Raw genomic sequence first — 14,929 nt, forward strand, 5'->3', positions numbered from 1 at the left:
GGCCTCTCCCGGCCTCTCCCCGTGATCATGATCGTGATCATGAAGGAAATCGGGGGTCTATGCGCCGCAAGACTTTCATGATCATGGTGCGTAGATCCCGGCGTCGACCTGCTGGACCGAGGCGGCCGCCAACCTCGCGGTGAAGTCCTCGGTCTCCTGCAGGTGCTCGTCCATCAGGGCACCGGCCGCGCGCGCCGCTCTGCGGCGTACCGCGGCCATGATCTTGGTGTGGAAGTCGATCGCCCGGGCGGCCAGCTCGGCGTTGTCCTCGACGGTACGCCGGCGGACACTACGCAGCGCACCGTCCACGGAATGGAACAGCGTGAGCGCGAACGTGTTGCCCGCGGCCCGGAGCAAGGCGTCGTGGAAGTCGACGTCGGCGGAGCTGAACGTGTCGAGATCGCCGTCGGCCCACGCGGCCTTCATCGCCTCGACGGCGACGGTCATGCGTTCGAGGTCGGCGTCGGTACGCCGGAGAGCGGCGAGTTCGGCGATCCCGCGCTCGACGATGCGCCGCAGTTCGGTGAGCTCGTACGCGAGTGCGTAGCCGGGTTCGAGGGTCGCCCGTGCGTTGAGCACGGTGCTGTCGAACGGTGCCCACATCGCCGGCGCGTTGACGAAGGTGCCCCGCCCCTGCTGAACCCGCAGGACGCCGCGCTGGCGCAGATCCTTGATCGCCTCGCGCAGGGTCAGCCGGCTCACCCCGGCTCGCTCGGCCAACACGGGTTCGGGAGGAAGCCTGCTCTCCGGTGGGTAGGTACCGCTGACGATCTCGTCCAGCAGTCGTTCGGCCAGTTGGTCGGCGAGGCCGGTGCGGCTGACAGTGGAGAACTGACTCGCGCGTCTGCCGGTGCGCGGCGGATCCACACAGCGGATGTTCTGGTCGGTCATGTTGGACTGCGCCTCCCCAGCCTGGCCACCTTGCCTGACCATCTTCGGACGGTCTGGTGGCCCACACGAGAGCCACAGAGTATGGCAGCCGCGCAACGGATACCTGGCACAGGGCCGAAACCCGGTACGATCGCGATGTTGAAACATCTGATGTCTTGGAGGGTGCGTACCCCATGGCCGTTCCGGCGCCAACCGCGCTTGCTGACGTGACGCTCCGGCTCCATGCCGACGACAACGTTGTCATCGCGATGCAGGACCTCGACCCAGGACCGTACGCGCTCGCCGGCGGCGGCACCCTCGACATCGCCGACTCCGTGCCCCGCGGGCACAAGGTCGCCGTCGCTCCGGTCGCCGAGGGTGAGCCCGTACGCAAGTACGGCCAGGTCATCGGCTTCGCCAGCGCGGCCATCACACCTGGCCGGCACGTGCACACGCACAACACGGCGTTCCAGATGTTCGAGCGGGCCTACGAGTTCGGTGTCGACACGCGCCCGACCGAGTATGTCCCCGAGAACGCCCGCGCGACCTTTCAGGGCATCCTCCGCCCCGACGGCCGCCCGGCGACCCGCAACTACATCGGCATCCTCACCACGGTCAACTGCTCGGCGACCGCGGCCAAGCTGATCGCCGACCGCTTCAAGTACGACGCGCTCGACGACTTCCCGCAGGTCGACGGCGTCGTCTCCCTCACCCACGACACCGGCTGCGGCATGGCGGGTCCTGGCAGTGAGGCCTTCGAGGTCCTGCGCCGGACCCTGACCGGCTACGCCAACCACCCCAACTTCGCCGGCTTCCTCGTCCTCGGCCTCGGCTGCGAGGTCAACCAGGTGTCCTCCCTCGTCGAGCACTGGCAGATCCCCGCGCACAAGCTCACGGTGCCGATGACGATCCAGGAACTCGGCGGTACGAAGAAGACCGTCGCCGAAGGCATCGCCCGGATCAAGGAGATGCTCCCCGACGTCAACAACGTCACCCGCGAGACCGTCCCCGCGAGCGAGCTCGTCCTCGCCATGGAGTGCGGCGGCTCCGACGGCTACTCCGGCATCACCGCCAACCCCGCCCTGGGCGCGGCGGCGGACCTTCTCGTCGCCCACGGCGGCACGGCCGTCTTCGGCGAGACCCCGGAAATCTATGGCGCGGAACATCTGCTGGCTCGCCGCGCCGTCAGCCACAAGGTGGGCGAGAAGCTGGTCGAGCGCATCCGCTGGTGGGAGGACTACACCGCCAAGCACGGCGGCAGCATGGACAACAACCCCTCGCCCGGCAACAAGGCCGGCGGTCTCACGACGATCCTGGAGAAGTCGCTCGGTGCGGCGGCCAAGGGTGGCACGACCAACCTTGCCGACGTCGTGGAGTTCGCCGAGGAGATCACCGCGAGGGGTCTCGTCTTCATGGACACGCCCGGCTACGACCCGGTCAACGCGACCGGCATGGTGGCCGGCGGCTCCCAGGTGCTGTGCTTCACGACCGGGCGCGGCTCGGCGTTCGGGTGCAAGCCCACGCCGTCGCTGAAGCTCGCCACCAACACCCCGATGTACGAACGCATGACCGATGACATGGACCTCAACTGCGGCATCGTCGCCGACGGCGAGGCCTCGGTCGCGGAATCCGGGCAGCAGATCTTCGACCTGGTGCTGCGGGTCGCGTCGGGGGAGAAGACCAAGAGCGAGGAGCTGGGCTACGGCGACGAGGAGTTCGTCCCGTGGCAGCTCGGCGCTGTGATGTGAGGGAGGCGGTCGCCGTGACGAACGGCGGTAGAACGACCAGCACAGGCACCAACCTCGGCCCGTTCGAACGAATCCGCGACGTCTCACCGCAGGCGCCCCTGCCGGATCTGCTGCCCGTCCGCCAGCACTACGACGTGCCCGTCGAGGCCGATGTCCCCGCCGCGACCAGGCGCGAGCTGGAAGCGCTCCGGCCCCGGATCACCGCAGGCATGCGGATCGCCGTCACCGCCGGCAGCCGGGGCATCCACGACATCGCCACCGTGGTCAAGGCCGCGTGCACCTGGTTACGGGAGCAGGGGGCCGAGCCGTTCATCGTGCCGGCGATGGGCTCACACGGTGACGCGAATGCCGAGGGCCAGCTCGCCGTCCTCGCGTCGTACGGCATCACCGAGCAGACGATGGGCGTCCCGCTGCGGGCGACCATGGACACGGTCGTGCTGGGGCGCGTACCCGACGGGCCGGAAGTCCACCTCGACGCCCATGCCGCCCAGGCCGACGGGATTCTGCTGGTCAACCGGATCAAGCCGCACACCGACTTCCACGGCGAGATGGAGAGCGGTCTCGGCAAGATCGCCGCGATCGGGCTCGGCAAGCAGCGAGGTGCCGAGGGCATTCATGCGTACGGCTCGACCGGGCTCGCCCGGTGGATGCCCGCGGTGGCCAGGCGAATCGTCGACACCGGCAAGGTGCTCGGCGGCCTTGCGATCGTCGAGAACGCCCACGAGACCACGGCCAAGGTGGCCTTCGTCGCCCCCGACGGCATCGCCGGGCCGGCGGAGACCGCTCTGCTGGCCGAGGCCGGTGAACTGCTCGGGCGGCTGCCCTTCGACGACCTCGACGTGCTGGTCGTGGACGAGCTCGGCAAGGACAAGTCGGGCTCCGGCATGGACACCAACGTCATCGGCCGGATGTGGATCCCCGGCGTCGCCGAACCCGACGGTCCCCGGATCACCGCCATCACCGTGCACGCGATCAGCAAGGCGTCCTACGGCAACGCCGTCGGCGTCGGGCTCGCCGACTTCATCCCGTTCCGCGTGCTGGAGGACATCGACCTGCACGCCGTCTACGTCAACGCGATGACGTCGGGAACCGGCGGCCTGCGGCGTACGAAGCTGCCGATCGCCCTCGCCACCGACCGCGACGCCGTGGCGGCTGCGATCCTCATGTGCGGCCGGCCCGACCCGGAGAACGTCCGGCTGGTCCGGGTCCACGACACGCTCGACACGGTTTCTCTCCTGGTCTCGGCGAGCCTGCGGGCCGAGATCGACTCGCATCCGCGGTTGGAGATTGTCGGTGAGCCGGTTCCGTTCGCGTGTACGCCCGAGGGTGAACTGCCCGCCTGGCCGGCGTAGGGTCCCGCCCGCGACGGCAACAGCTTCGCGGGCAGTGGCTTGGCACATCCGTCGATGTCGGACAATCCAGGATTTTCGGGCTCGAGCTGAACCGACCGGGCGCCCTTTCCGTAGTTAGAGGGGTCAGCGCCCGGTGCTCGACCTATCGACGGGAGTTACCACGTGGAGACCACTGACCCGCAGGCCCAGCTTTCGATGCCCTCGACCGTGCCGCCCCCGCCCGCTGGCGACCTGCCTTCGTTGACCCGGCGCCGGGTCCTGAGTGGTGTCGCCGTCGCCGGAGCCGCAGTCCCGGTGCTCGCCGCCTGCGCCGGTGGCACACAGACCGAGGAGGAGCCGCCCGCCGACGGCGCTCCCGCGGAGGACCCGCCCGCGGAGGAGGAGCCCTCCGAACAGGAGCCCACCGAGGAGGAGCCGCCCGCCGGGGCCGACGCTCTGGCGAAGACCGCGGACATTCCCGTCGGAGGGGGCGTGGTGCTCGCCGACCAGAAGCTCGTGGTGACGCAGCCGGCGGCCGGTGAGTTCAAGGCGTTCAGCGCGTTGTGCACCCACAAGGGGTGCCCGGTCAAGGACGTGACGGACGGGTCCATCAACTGTCCGTGCCACGGCAGCAAGTTCAGCGCCAGCGACGGCAGTGTCACGAGCGGTCCCGCCACCGAGCCGCTGGAGACCAAGGAGGTCACGGTCGACGGCGACTCGATCATGCTCGCCTAGTTGGTGCCGGTCCCTCACAATCGCGAGGCCGCTCGGGGTCCCGTCCCGCTCAGAGCCGCTCAGAGCCGCTCTGGGTCCCGTTCCGTGATCATGATCGTGATCATGAAGGTTGTCGTGGTCCATAGCCCCGAGAGCCTTCATGGTTCCGAACGCCTTCATGATCACGCAGCGCAGATCGGCCCGTCCGCGCGATGGTCCAGCCCGGAGTGCCAGCCATGTCCTGCGGGGCTGCGCTGGGATGGTCGCGGGCCTGTGCCGGGATGGCCAAGCGGGCCTGTGCCGGGATGGCCAAGCGGGCCTGTGCCGGGATGGCCAAGCGGGCCTGTGCCGGGACGGCCAAGCGGGCCTGTGCCGGGACGGCCAAGCGGGCCTGTGCCTGGATGGACCGCACGCACAAAGGCCTGTACGCCCAGCCCGCCTGCTTCAGGAATGACCCGAGCGGGTCCAGGCCGTGAAGGCTGGCAGGTGGCTCTGCAACCGACACCGCCAGCCGCCTCCTACACACCTTCGGACGTTCATGATCATGAAGGGAAACCGGACCATGAAAACCAACGGGGCCATAACCCCCCGGAACCTTCATGATCACGATCATGATCACGGGGTGGTGCCGATCAGGTGGGGGTAGGGGCGTCTACGCTCGGACAAGTGGCAGATCCCGCGACCTATCGACCGGCTCCCGGCTCCGTTCCCGACGCGCCCGGCGTCTATCGCTTTTCCGACAGCCGGGGGCGAGTCGTCTATGTCGGCAAGGCCAAGAGCCTGCGTGCCCGGCTCGGTTCGTACTTCCAGGATCTCGCCGCTCTCCACCCGCGCACCCAGGCGATGGTGCAGACCGCGGCCAAGGTCGAGTGGACGGTCGTCAACACCGAGGTCGAGGCACTCCAGCTGGAGTACGCCTGGATCAAGGAGTTCGACCCGCGGTTCAACGTCAAGTACCGCGACGACAAGAGCTATCCGTGGCTGGCGGTGACGCTCGACGAGGAGTTCCCGCGGCTACAGGTCATGCGCGGTGCGAAGCGCAAGGGCGTCCGCTACTTCGGCCCCTACGCCCACGCCTGGGCGATCCGCGAGACGCTCGACCTCCTGCTGCGGGTGTTCCCGGCCCGTACGTGTTCCAAGGGCGTCTTCAAGCGCGCCCACCAGATCGGCCGGCCGTGCCTGCTCGGCTACATCGGCAAGTGTTCGGCGCCGTGCGTGGGCCGGGTCAGCGCGGAGGAGCACCGGCGGATCGTCGAGGATTTCTGCGACTTCATGGCCGGCCACTACGTGCCCTATCTCAAGCGGGTCGAACGCGAGATGAAGCAGGCGTCGGACGAGTTGGAGTTCGAGCGTGCGGCCCGGCTCCGCGATGACCTCAAGGCTTTGGAACGCGCGCTGGAGAAGAACGCCGTCGTCCTGCCCGACGGGACCGACGCCGACGTGATCGCGCTCTCGGAAGACCAGCTCGAGGTCGCGGTGCAGGTCTTCCACGTCCGCGGGGGACGGATCCGCGGGCAGCGCGGCTGGGTCGCTGACAAGACCGACGACGCCGGCACCGGCGAGCTCGTCGAACGCCTGCTCACCCAGCTCTACGGCTCCGAGTCGGCCGACGGCGTGCCCCGCGAGGTTCTCGTACCCGCCGTACCCGAGGACGTCGACGCGCTCACCACCTGGCTCACCGAACGCCGGCACGCACGGGTCGACCTGCGCGTACCCCAGCGCGGCGACAAGAAGGCGCTGCTCGAGACCGTCGCCCGCAACGCCCACCAGGCACTGGGTCTCCACAAGACCAAGCGGGCAAGCGACCTCACCACCAGGAGCAAGGCGCTGGAGGAGATCCAGGAAGCGCTGGGCATGGAGGAGGCGCCCCTGCGCATCGAGTGCTACGACGTCTCCAACCTGCAGGGGGCCGACGTCGTGGCGTCGATGGTGGTCTTCGAGGACGGGCTTGCCCGCAAGAGCGACTACCGCCGGTTCACCATCAGGAGCAGGGGCAAGGTGATGGGCGGAGGAGACGCCGAAGGCGACGGTCCACGCGGATCCAACGACGTCGCATCCATCCACGAGGTCATCACGCGCCGGTTCCAGCGTTATCTCGACGAGCGTTCCGAGACCGGAGAGGTCGGGGAGAACGGCCACGACGACGAGGGTCCGGCCGCTGTCGATCCCGCGACCGGTCGGCGACGCAAGTTCGCGTACGCCCCTGGCCTGGTGGTCGTCGACGGCGGACCGCCCCAGGTCGCGGCGGCCCATCGCGCGCTCGACGAGCTCGGCATCGACGACGTGCCCGTCTGCGGGCTGGCCAAGCGGCTCGAGGAGGTGTGGCTGCCCCGCCAGGAGGATCCGGTCATCATGCCGCGTACGAGCGAGGGCCTGTATCTCCTCCAGCGCGTCCGCGACGAGGCGCACCGGTTCGCCATCACGTTCCACCGGCAGAAGCGGTCGAAGTCGATGGTCGAGAGCCTGCTCGACGACGTTGCCGGACTGGGTGAGACCCGGCGCAAGGCGCTGATGCGCAAGTTCGGTTCGTTGAAGCGCCTGCGCGCGGCGACCGCGGAGGAGATCGCGGAGGTCCCCGGCATCGGGGCTCGCACGGCGGCGGCCGTCGTGGCAGCGCTGAGAGACGAAGGCGCGGCCACTGGCCGGCCGGCGATCAACACCGCGACGGGAGAGATCCTCGACGAGGCGGACCCGCCGGCCGTGACCGACACGGCCGAGCTGCCCGACCAGCCGGACCCCTCGGCCAGTTCGGGAGACAATGACGCCATGACGGCGCACGAGGATCACCGGCAGGGAGTTGGCCATGGCGACACGTCCACCTGAGCTCGTCCTCGTGTCCGGCATGTCCGGAGCGGGTCGCAGTTCGGCCGCCGACGTGCTGGAGGACCTGGGGTGGTTCGTCATCGACAACCTTCCGCCCGAGCTCCTGCCGACCATCGTGAAGCTCGTCGCCGACGGCGAGCGATCGGTCGCCAAGATCGCCGTGGTGGTCGACGTCCGGTCCGGATCCTTCTTCGCGGCTCTGCAGGGATCGCTCGAGGCGCTGCGCGCCCGTGGCCTCCGCCCGATGCTGCTGTTCCTGGAGGCCGCCGACGAAGTGCTCGTCCGCCGGTACGAAAGCGTCCGGCGACCGCACCCGCTCCAGGGCGAGGAGGGTCGGGTCCTCGACGGGATCGCCCGCGAACGGGTCGCCCTCCGGGAGCTTCGCGCCGACGCCGACCTGGTGATCGACACGTCCAGCCTCAACGTCCACCAGCTCACGGCGAAGATCGTGAACGCGTTCGGCGGCGCCGACGACCAGGCGTTGCAGGCGACGATCATGTCGTTCGGCTACAAGTACGGCATCCCCGTCGACGCCGACCACGTGGTCGACTGCCGCTTCCTGCCGAACCCCTACTGGGACCCGGAGCTGCGGGGGCAGAGCGGCCTGGACTCCGATGTTCGTGAGTACGTCCTCAAACAGGACGACGCGCTTCCGTTCCTCGACCACTATGAAAATCTGATGAGCCTGTTGGCACGCGGCTATCTGCGAGAGGGCAAACGGTTCGTGACGATCGCGGTCGGCTGCACCGGAGGCAAGCACCGGAGCGTGGCCATGGCGGAGGAGCTCGGTGCGCGGCTTCGAACGCACGGCATCGGCAACCTCGTCCTGCATCGGGACCTGGGGCGGGAATGAGCGCGTCGATGTCCCGGACGAGCGACTCGTCCTCCCGGACGAGGCGGTTCGCCACATGAGCGGCGGACAGGCCGACCCGCGCATCGTCGCCCTCGGCGGCGGGCACGGGCTCGCGGCGTCGCTCTCGGCCCTGCGGCAGGTCACCGAGCACCTCACCGCGGTCGTGACGGTGGCCGACGACGGCGGTTCGTCGGGCCGGCTGCGCAAGGAGTTCGGCGTCCTGCCTCCTGGCGACCTCCGGCAGGCGCTCGCCGCACTGTGCGGCGACGACGAGTGGGGACGGACGTGGGCCGAGGTGCTGCAGCACCGGTTCGCCAGTGACGGTCAGCTCGCCGGCCATGCGGTCGGAAACCTGCTCATCGTGGCGGTATGGGAGCGGCTGGGCAAACACGTGGACGGACTCGACTGGGTGGCGAGGCTGCTCGGTGCGCGCGGACGCGTGTTGCCCATGAGTGCGGTACCCCTCGAGATCACCGCACAGGTACAGGGACTCGACCCTCTCGATCCCGATGCCGTACGCACGCTGCGCGGCCAGTCGGAGGTCGCGGCGACGGCCGGGCGGGTTCTCAGCGTCGCGCTCGAACCCGCCGATCCGCCGGCATGTCCGGAGGCGATCGACGCCGTAGGGGCCGCCGACGCGATCGTGCTCGGGCCAGGTTCGTGGTTCACCAGCGTGCTGGTGCACCTCATGGTTCCCGAGCTCCGAAGGGCGCTGCACCAGACTGCGGCGCGGCGGATCCTCACCCTCAATCTCGCACCGCAGGCAGGCGAGACAAGGGACTATTCGCCGGAGCAGCACCTCGAGGTGTTGGCCGCGCACGCTCCCGACCTCCGCATCGACGTCGTGCTCGCCGACGACGCGTCCGTCGCGGACCAGTCGGCACTGGCGAAGGCGGCGGCAACCCTGGGTGCGGAGTTGGTGGTCGCCGACGTGGCGCGCGGCGATGGTTCACACCGACACGACCCTGAACGCCTCGCCCGCGTCTATGGCAAGGTTCTCGTCGGCTGAGTGTGGGCCGTTCGTATCTTGCGATCGTGTCATCCGGTCACTCTGCGTGGCTAGAACCATGGCGAGAATTCCCTCCGGCTTGACCCATTCGCCCACAGATTTCGTCATGCGTGGCAGGATCGGGCCATGGCGATGACGTCTCAGGTCAAGGCAGAGCTCACGAGCACAACGGTGACGAAACCCTGCTGTCGCAAGGCGGAGGTCTCCTCGACGCTTCGGTTCGCGGGCGGACTGCACATCGTCAGCGGGCGGATCGTCATCGAGGCAGAGCTGGATACCGGCGCGTGTGCGCGGCGACTACGCAGGGAGATCGCGGAGGTCTTCGGGCACGCGAGCGACGTCCTGGTCCTGGCACCCGGCGGACTCCGCAAGAGCAACCGCTTCGTCGTCCGCGTCGTCAAGGACGGCGAGGCGCTGGCGCGCCAGACGGGGCTCCTCGACGGGCGTGGCCGGCCCGTCCGCGGCCTTCCGCCGCAGGTGGTCAACGGGTCCACGTGCGACGCGGTGGCGGCCTGGCGGGGGGCGTTCCTGGCACACGGTTCGTTGACGGAGCCGGGTCGGTCGGCCTCGCTCGAGGTGACCTGCCCCGGTCCCGAGGCGGCGTTGGCGCTCGTGGGTGCGGCCCGCCGGATCGGGATCGTCGCGAAGGCCCGTGAAGTACGCGGAGTCGACCGGATCGTCATCCGCGACGGCGACGCGATCGGTGCGCTGCTCACCCGGCTCGGCGCCCACGAGAGCCTGATGGCATGGGAGGAACGCCGCATGCGGCGCGAGGTGCGGGCGACCGCCAACCGGCTCGCCAACTTCGACGACGCCAACCTGCGACGCTCCGCACGCGCTGCGGTCGCGGCTGGCGCACGGGTCGAGCGTGCCCTGGAGATCCTCGGCGACGACGTTCCCGACCACCTGCGACTGGCGGGGAAGCTCCGCGTGGAGAACACCCAGGCGAGCCTCGAGGAGCTGGGGCAGCTGCACGAGCCGCCGCTGACGAAGGACGCGATCGCGGGCCGGATCAGGCGGCTCCTGGCCATGGCCGACAAACGGGCCACCGACCTGGGCGTCGCGGGCACCGAGGCCAACCTCACCCCGGAAATGCTGAGCACCTGACGTCGGCCCGGCACCCCGGCCCCCGACCCCGCCGGGGAATGATCACGCATGCGTGACCACTCCCCACGATGCACGGTTAATTCGGCGTGCATCGTGGGGAGTTACCGTGTGAGGTACGCGGTCTGAGGCCGGCTCACGACGCTCGCCAGCCGACCGATAGTCTCCGTTTTGAGCCGTGCCGTACGCGCACAATGCAGAGGGGGAGCGGCGTCGGGCAACGAGGCCAGCCGCACACAACGAGCACTGAAGATCGGCAACGACCCCATGCGAGGGAGTGTCCTGTGACCATTCGGGTAGGAATCAATGGCTTCGGCCGCATCGGCCGCAACTTTTTCCGGGCAGTCCTCGCCCAGGGTGCAGACATCGAAATCGTCGGTGTCAACGACCTGACGAGCAACGACGTGCTGGCCCACATGCTGAAGTACGACTCGGTGCTCGGCCGGCTCGACGCCGATATCCGTTACGATGACGAGACGCTCACCGTTGACGGCCGGTCGTTCCGCGCGACGGCCGAGACCGACCCGGCGAAGCTCCCGTGGGGCGACCTGGGCGCCGACGTCGTCATCGAGTCGACCGGCCGGTTCACCAAGGCCGAGGACGCCCGCAAGCACGTCGAGGCGGGTGCGAAGAAGGTCATCATCTCCGCGCCGGCCACCGGTGAGGATCTCACCATCGTGCTGGGCGTCAACGACGACAAGTACGACCCGGCGAAGCACACGGTGATCTCCAACGCCTCCTGCACGACCAACTGCGTCGCGCCGATGACCAAGGTCCTGCTCGACAGCTTCGGCATCGAGAAGGGCCTGATGACCACAATCCACGCGTACACCACCGAGCAGCAGCTGCTCGACCAGATCGCGGTGACGCGCAAGGGTTCGGTCAACCTGCGTCGGGCGCGCGCGGCGGCGATCAACATCGTCCCGACGACGACGGGTGCGGCGAAGGCGACCAGCCTCGTGATCCCGGAGGTCAAGGGCAAGCTGGATGGCATGGCGTTCCGCGTGCCGGTGCCGACCGGTTCGGTGACCGACCTCGTGGTCGACCTCGGACGTGAGGTCACCAAGGAGGAGGTCAACTCCGCCTACCAGGCCGCCGCGGACGGTCCGCTCAAGAACATCCTCGTCTACACCGAGGACGAGATCGTCTCCTCCGACATCGTCAACACCGCGCCGAGCTGCACCATCGACGGGGCGCTCACGATGGCGAACGGCAACCAGGTCAAGGTCGTCGGGTGGTACGACAACGAGTGGGGCTACTCCAACCGGCTCGTCGACGTCGCCGCCCTCGTGGGTCGGTCCCTTTGAGTTCGGGCCCAGTGAGTTCGGGCCCTGCGACCGAGGGGTCTCGGCTGCGTACGATCGACGATCTGGGAGATCTGCGCGGCAAGCGCGTCCTCGTCCGTTCCGACCTCAACGTCCCGCTGGACGGCGAGAGGATCACCGACGACGGACGGATCAGGGCCAGTGTCCCGACGATCCGCGCGCTCGCCGACAAGGGTGCGCGGGTCGCCGTGGCAGCTCACCTGGGACGCCCGAAGGGCAAGCCGGACCCGCAGTACTCGCTGGCGCCGGCGGCTCGGCGGCTCGGAGAACTGCTCGACAGGCCGGTGGCGTTCGCCTCCGACACGGTGGGCGAGAGTGCGCACGCCACCGTTGATGGGCTGGCTGACGGCGGTGTCGCCGTCCTGGAGAACGTCCGCTTCGATCCGCGCGAGACCAGCAAGGACGACGCGGAGCGTGGTGCGTTCGCCGGCGAGCTGGCCGCACTTGCCGATGCGTACGTATCGGACGGTTTCGGAGCGGTGCACCGCAAGCACGCGAGCGTCTACGACGTGGCGAAGCGACTTCCCCACGCGGCCGGCGGGCTCGTGCTCGCCGAGGTCGAGGTCCTGCGCAGGCTCACCGTCGACCCGGACCGGCCTTACGCGGTCGTCCTCGGCGGCGCGAAGGTCTCGGACAAGCTCGGCGTCATCGACAACCTCCTCGACCAGGCCGACCTGCTGCTCATCGGCGGTGGAATGGTGTTCACCTTCCTTGCCGCGCAGGGGCATGAGATCGGCCGGAGCCTGCTCGAGGAAGACCAGATCGAGACTGTCAAGCGCTACTTGACACAGGCGGGCGACCGGATCGTCCTGCCGGTCGACATCGTGGCGGCGACCGCGGTCAGTGACACGGCCGAGCACTCCGTCGTCGCCGTCGACGCGATTCCCAAGGACCGGATGGGCCTCGACATCGGCCCGGCGTCGGCGAAGCTGTTCGCTGACAAGCTTCGCGGCGCCCACACGGTGTTCTGGAACGGTCCGATGGGTGTCGCCGAGATCGAGGCTTTCGCGAACGGGACGCGGGCGGTGGCCGAAGCGCTCACCACGATCGACGGACTGTCGGTGGTCGGCGGCGGCGACTCGGCGGCGGCGGTGCGCGCGCTCGGCTTCGCCGAAGACGCGTTCGGGCACATCTCGACCGGCGGCGGAGCGAGCCTGGAATACCTTGAGGGCAAGACCCTTCCGGGACTTGCCGTGCTGGAGGACGAGTGACGAAGCAGTCGGGTGACGGCCGTACGGTGTTGATGGCCGGCAACTGGAAGATGAACCTCGACCATCGCGAGGCCGTCCACCTGGTCCAGAAGCTGACCTGGATCCTGCAGGACAAGAAGCACGACTTCGCCGCCGTCGAGGTGGTGGTGCATCCGCCGTTCACCGACATCCGCTCGGTACAGACACTGGTCGACGGCGACCGGCTCCACCTGCAGTACGGCGGGCAGGATCTCAGCCAACACGACGGCGGCGCCTACACAGGTGACATCTCCGGGGCCATGCTCGCCAAGCTGGGCTGCACCTACGTCATCGTGGGACACTCCGAACGCCGTCAGCACCACCACGAGGACGACGCGCTCGTCAATGCCAAGGTGCACGCCGCGCTTCGGCACGGCCTGCGCCCGATCCTGTGTGTGGGTGAGGGTCTGGACGTACGCAAGGAGGGCAGACAGGTCGAGCACACCGTCGACCAGGTGCAAGCCGCCCTTGACGGCGTGAAACCCGACCAGGCGGGCGAGATCGTCATCGCGTACGAACCGATCTGGGCGATCGGCACCGGCGAGGTCGCGACGCCGGACGACGCGCAGGAGGTGTGCGCGGCGATCCGTGAGGTGGTGGGACTGCGTTACGACGCCGCGGTCGCGGGCGGCATGCGGGTGCTCTACGGCGGCTCGGTGAAGGCGGCCAACGTCGCCGGCATCATGGAGCAACCCGACGTTGACGGCTGCCTCGTCGGCGGTGCCAGCCTCGACCCGGAGGAGTTCGGGGCGATCTGCCGCTACCACGACATGCCGGTGCTCCCCACCTGAGCGCTGCCGTGGCCGAACGTCCGTACGTCGTGGCCAGTGCCGCGATGTCGGTCGACGGCTGTCTCGACGACACGACCCCCGAGCGGCTGCTGCTGTCCGACGCGGCCGACTTCGATCGGGTCGACGAGGTCCGGTCCGGCTGCGACGCGATCCTGGTCGGCGCGGAGACGATCCGGCGCGACAACCCCCGGCTGGTGGTGCGTTCGGACCTACGCCGTCAAGCTCGACTTGCGTCCGGCCGCCCTGCCGACCCGGTGAAGGTGACGCTCACGGCGAGCGGGGAGTTGGATCCGGGCGCGAGGTTCTTTGCGGCGGGGGAGAGCGACAAGGTCGTCTATGCGGCGGGCGGTTCGGCGGGTACGGCGCGAGAGCGGCTCGGTGACGTGGCGACCGTGGTGGATGGGGGTGACCCGCTCGACCTCGTGGTCGTCCTGGCGGACCTGATCCGGCGAGGCGTACGACGGCTTCTGGTCGAAGGTGGCGGCCGCGTCCACACGGCGTTTCTCACGGCGGGCTTCGTCGACGAACTCCACCTCGTCGTCGCGCCGTTCTTCGTCGGTGATGCCGACGCGCCCCGGTTCGTTGGGCACGGTGCGTTCCCGCATCACCCGGGCCATCCGATGCGACTCGCGGACGTACGCCGGATCGGTGATCTCGCCTTCCTGCGTTACGTTCTGGCCGCGGACCACTACTGGCTGGCCGAGGCGATCGAGGAGTCCCGACGGTGTCCGGTCTCGCCGTCGGCGTACTCGGTCGGTGCCGTTCTCGTCGACGCCGAGGGTCAGGAGATCTCCCGCGGCTACTCGCGCGAGGCCGACCCCCGCGACCACGCCGAGGAGGCGGCCCTCGCCAAGGTTGCCGATGACGATCCCAGGCTGCGGACCGCCACGCTCTACTCCACGCTGGAACCGTGCAGTGCCAGGGCGTCCCGGCCACGCCCGTGCGCGGAACTCGTCATCGCGGCGGGCATCCCGCGCGTGGTGATCGCGTGGCGTGAGCCGGACCTCTTCGTGGACTGTCACGGCGTCGAGGACCTGCGCGCGGTCGGTGTCGAGGTTCTCGAGAAGCATGAGCTGGCTTCGGAAGCGCGCAGCGTCAACGCGCACCTCTTCCGTAAGTCCTGAGGCGACGG

General features: G+C 69.0%; 12 protein-coding genes. 11 read left to right on the forward strand and 1 reads right to left on the reverse strand.

Features of this window, described 5'->3' with window-relative positions:
- Positions 1-81 precede the first annotated feature (81 nt).
- Positions 82-933 (reverse strand): FadR/GntR family transcriptional regulator, encoded by an 852-nt coding sequence (locus ABN034_RS16310; protein ID WP_349691863.1) that lies wholly within the window; start codon positions 931-933, stop codon positions 82-84.
- Between the two features lie 131 nt (positions 934-1,064).
- On the opposite strand from ABN034_RS16310, the gene ABN034_RS16315 reads away from it, so the two are divergent.
- The 11 genes from ABN034_RS16315 to ABN034_RS16365 all read left to right on the forward strand — a co-directional run bounded on the left by ABN034_RS16315 (position 1,065) and on the right by ABN034_RS16365 (position 14,921).
- Complete coding sequence (locus ABN034_RS16315) at positions 1,065-2,618, forward strand: UxaA family hydrolase (RefSeq protein WP_349691864.1); 1,554 nt, start codon at positions 1,065-1,067, stop codon at positions 2,616-2,618.
- Between the two features lie 14 nt (positions 2,619-2,632).
- The gene (locus ABN034_RS16320) at positions 2,633-3,970 is read left to right on the forward strand and encodes a nickel pincer cofactor-dependent isomerase, group 22 (protein WP_349691865.1); all 1,338 of its coding nucleotides are present in this window, start codon (positions 2,633-2,635) and stop codon (positions 3,968-3,970) included.
- Positions 3,971-4,132: 162 nt separating this feature from the next.
- Positions 4,133-4,684 (forward strand): Rieske (2Fe-2S) protein, encoded by a 552-nt coding sequence (locus tag ABN034_RS16325; protein ID WP_349691866.1) that lies wholly within the window; start codon positions 4,133-4,135, stop codon positions 4,682-4,684.
- 645 nt (positions 4,685-5,329) lie between these two features.
- A complete protein-coding gene (uvrC, locus tag ABN034_RS16330; protein WP_349691867.1) occupies positions 5,330-7,486 on the forward strand; it encodes an excinuclease ABC subunit UvrC in 2,157 nt (718 codons plus the stop codon).
- Positions 7,467-8,339, forward strand: a complete 873-nt coding sequence (gene rapZ, locus ABN034_RS16335; protein WP_349329091.1) for an RNase adapter RapZ — start codon at positions 7,467-7,469, stop codon at positions 8,337-8,339. The genes uvrC and rapZ overlap by 20 nt, the downstream gene beginning before the upstream one ends.
- A gap of 55 nt (positions 8,340-8,394) precedes the next feature.
- Positions 8,395-9,348 (forward strand): gluconeogenesis factor YvcK family protein, encoded by a 954-nt coding sequence (locus ABN034_RS16340; protein WP_349691868.1) that lies wholly within the window; start codon positions 8,395-8,397, stop codon positions 9,346-9,348.
- A 126-nt stretch (positions 9,349-9,474) separates the two neighbouring features.
- A complete protein-coding gene (whiA, locus tag ABN034_RS16345; protein ID WP_349329093.1) occupies positions 9,475-10,455 on the forward strand; it encodes a DNA-binding protein WhiA in 981 nt (326 codons plus the stop codon).
- 281 nt (positions 10,456-10,736) lie between these two features.
- A complete protein-coding gene (gene gap, locus ABN034_RS16350) occupies positions 10,737-11,759 on the forward strand; it encodes a type I glyceraldehyde-3-phosphate dehydrogenase (RefSeq protein ID WP_349329094.1) in 1,023 nt (340 codons plus the stop codon).
- 44 nt (positions 11,760-11,803) lie between these two features.
- Entirely contained in the window at positions 11,804-12,988 is a 1,185-nt protein-coding gene (locus ABN034_RS16355) for a phosphoglycerate kinase (RefSeq protein ID WP_349692014.1), read from the forward strand.
- 32 nt (positions 12,989-13,020) lie between these two features.
- Positions 13,021-13,797, forward strand: a complete 777-nt coding sequence (gene tpiA / locus ABN034_RS16360) for a triose-phosphate isomerase (protein WP_349329269.1) — start codon at positions 13,021-13,023, stop codon at positions 13,795-13,797.
- Between the two features lie 8 nt (positions 13,798-13,805).
- Positions 13,806-14,921: a dihydrofolate reductase family protein gene (locus tag ABN034_RS16365; protein ID WP_349691869.1), complete on the forward strand. Its 1,116-nt coding sequence runs from the start codon at positions 13,806-13,808 to the stop codon at positions 14,919-14,921.
- The last annotated feature ends 8 nt before the right edge of the window (positions 14,922-14,929 follow it).

Origin of the sequence: Actinopolymorpha sp. B11F2, assembly GCF_040195635.1 — a bacterium.
Lineage (GTDB): Bacteria > Actinomycetota > Actinomycetes > Propionibacteriales > Actinopolymorphaceae > Thermasporomyces.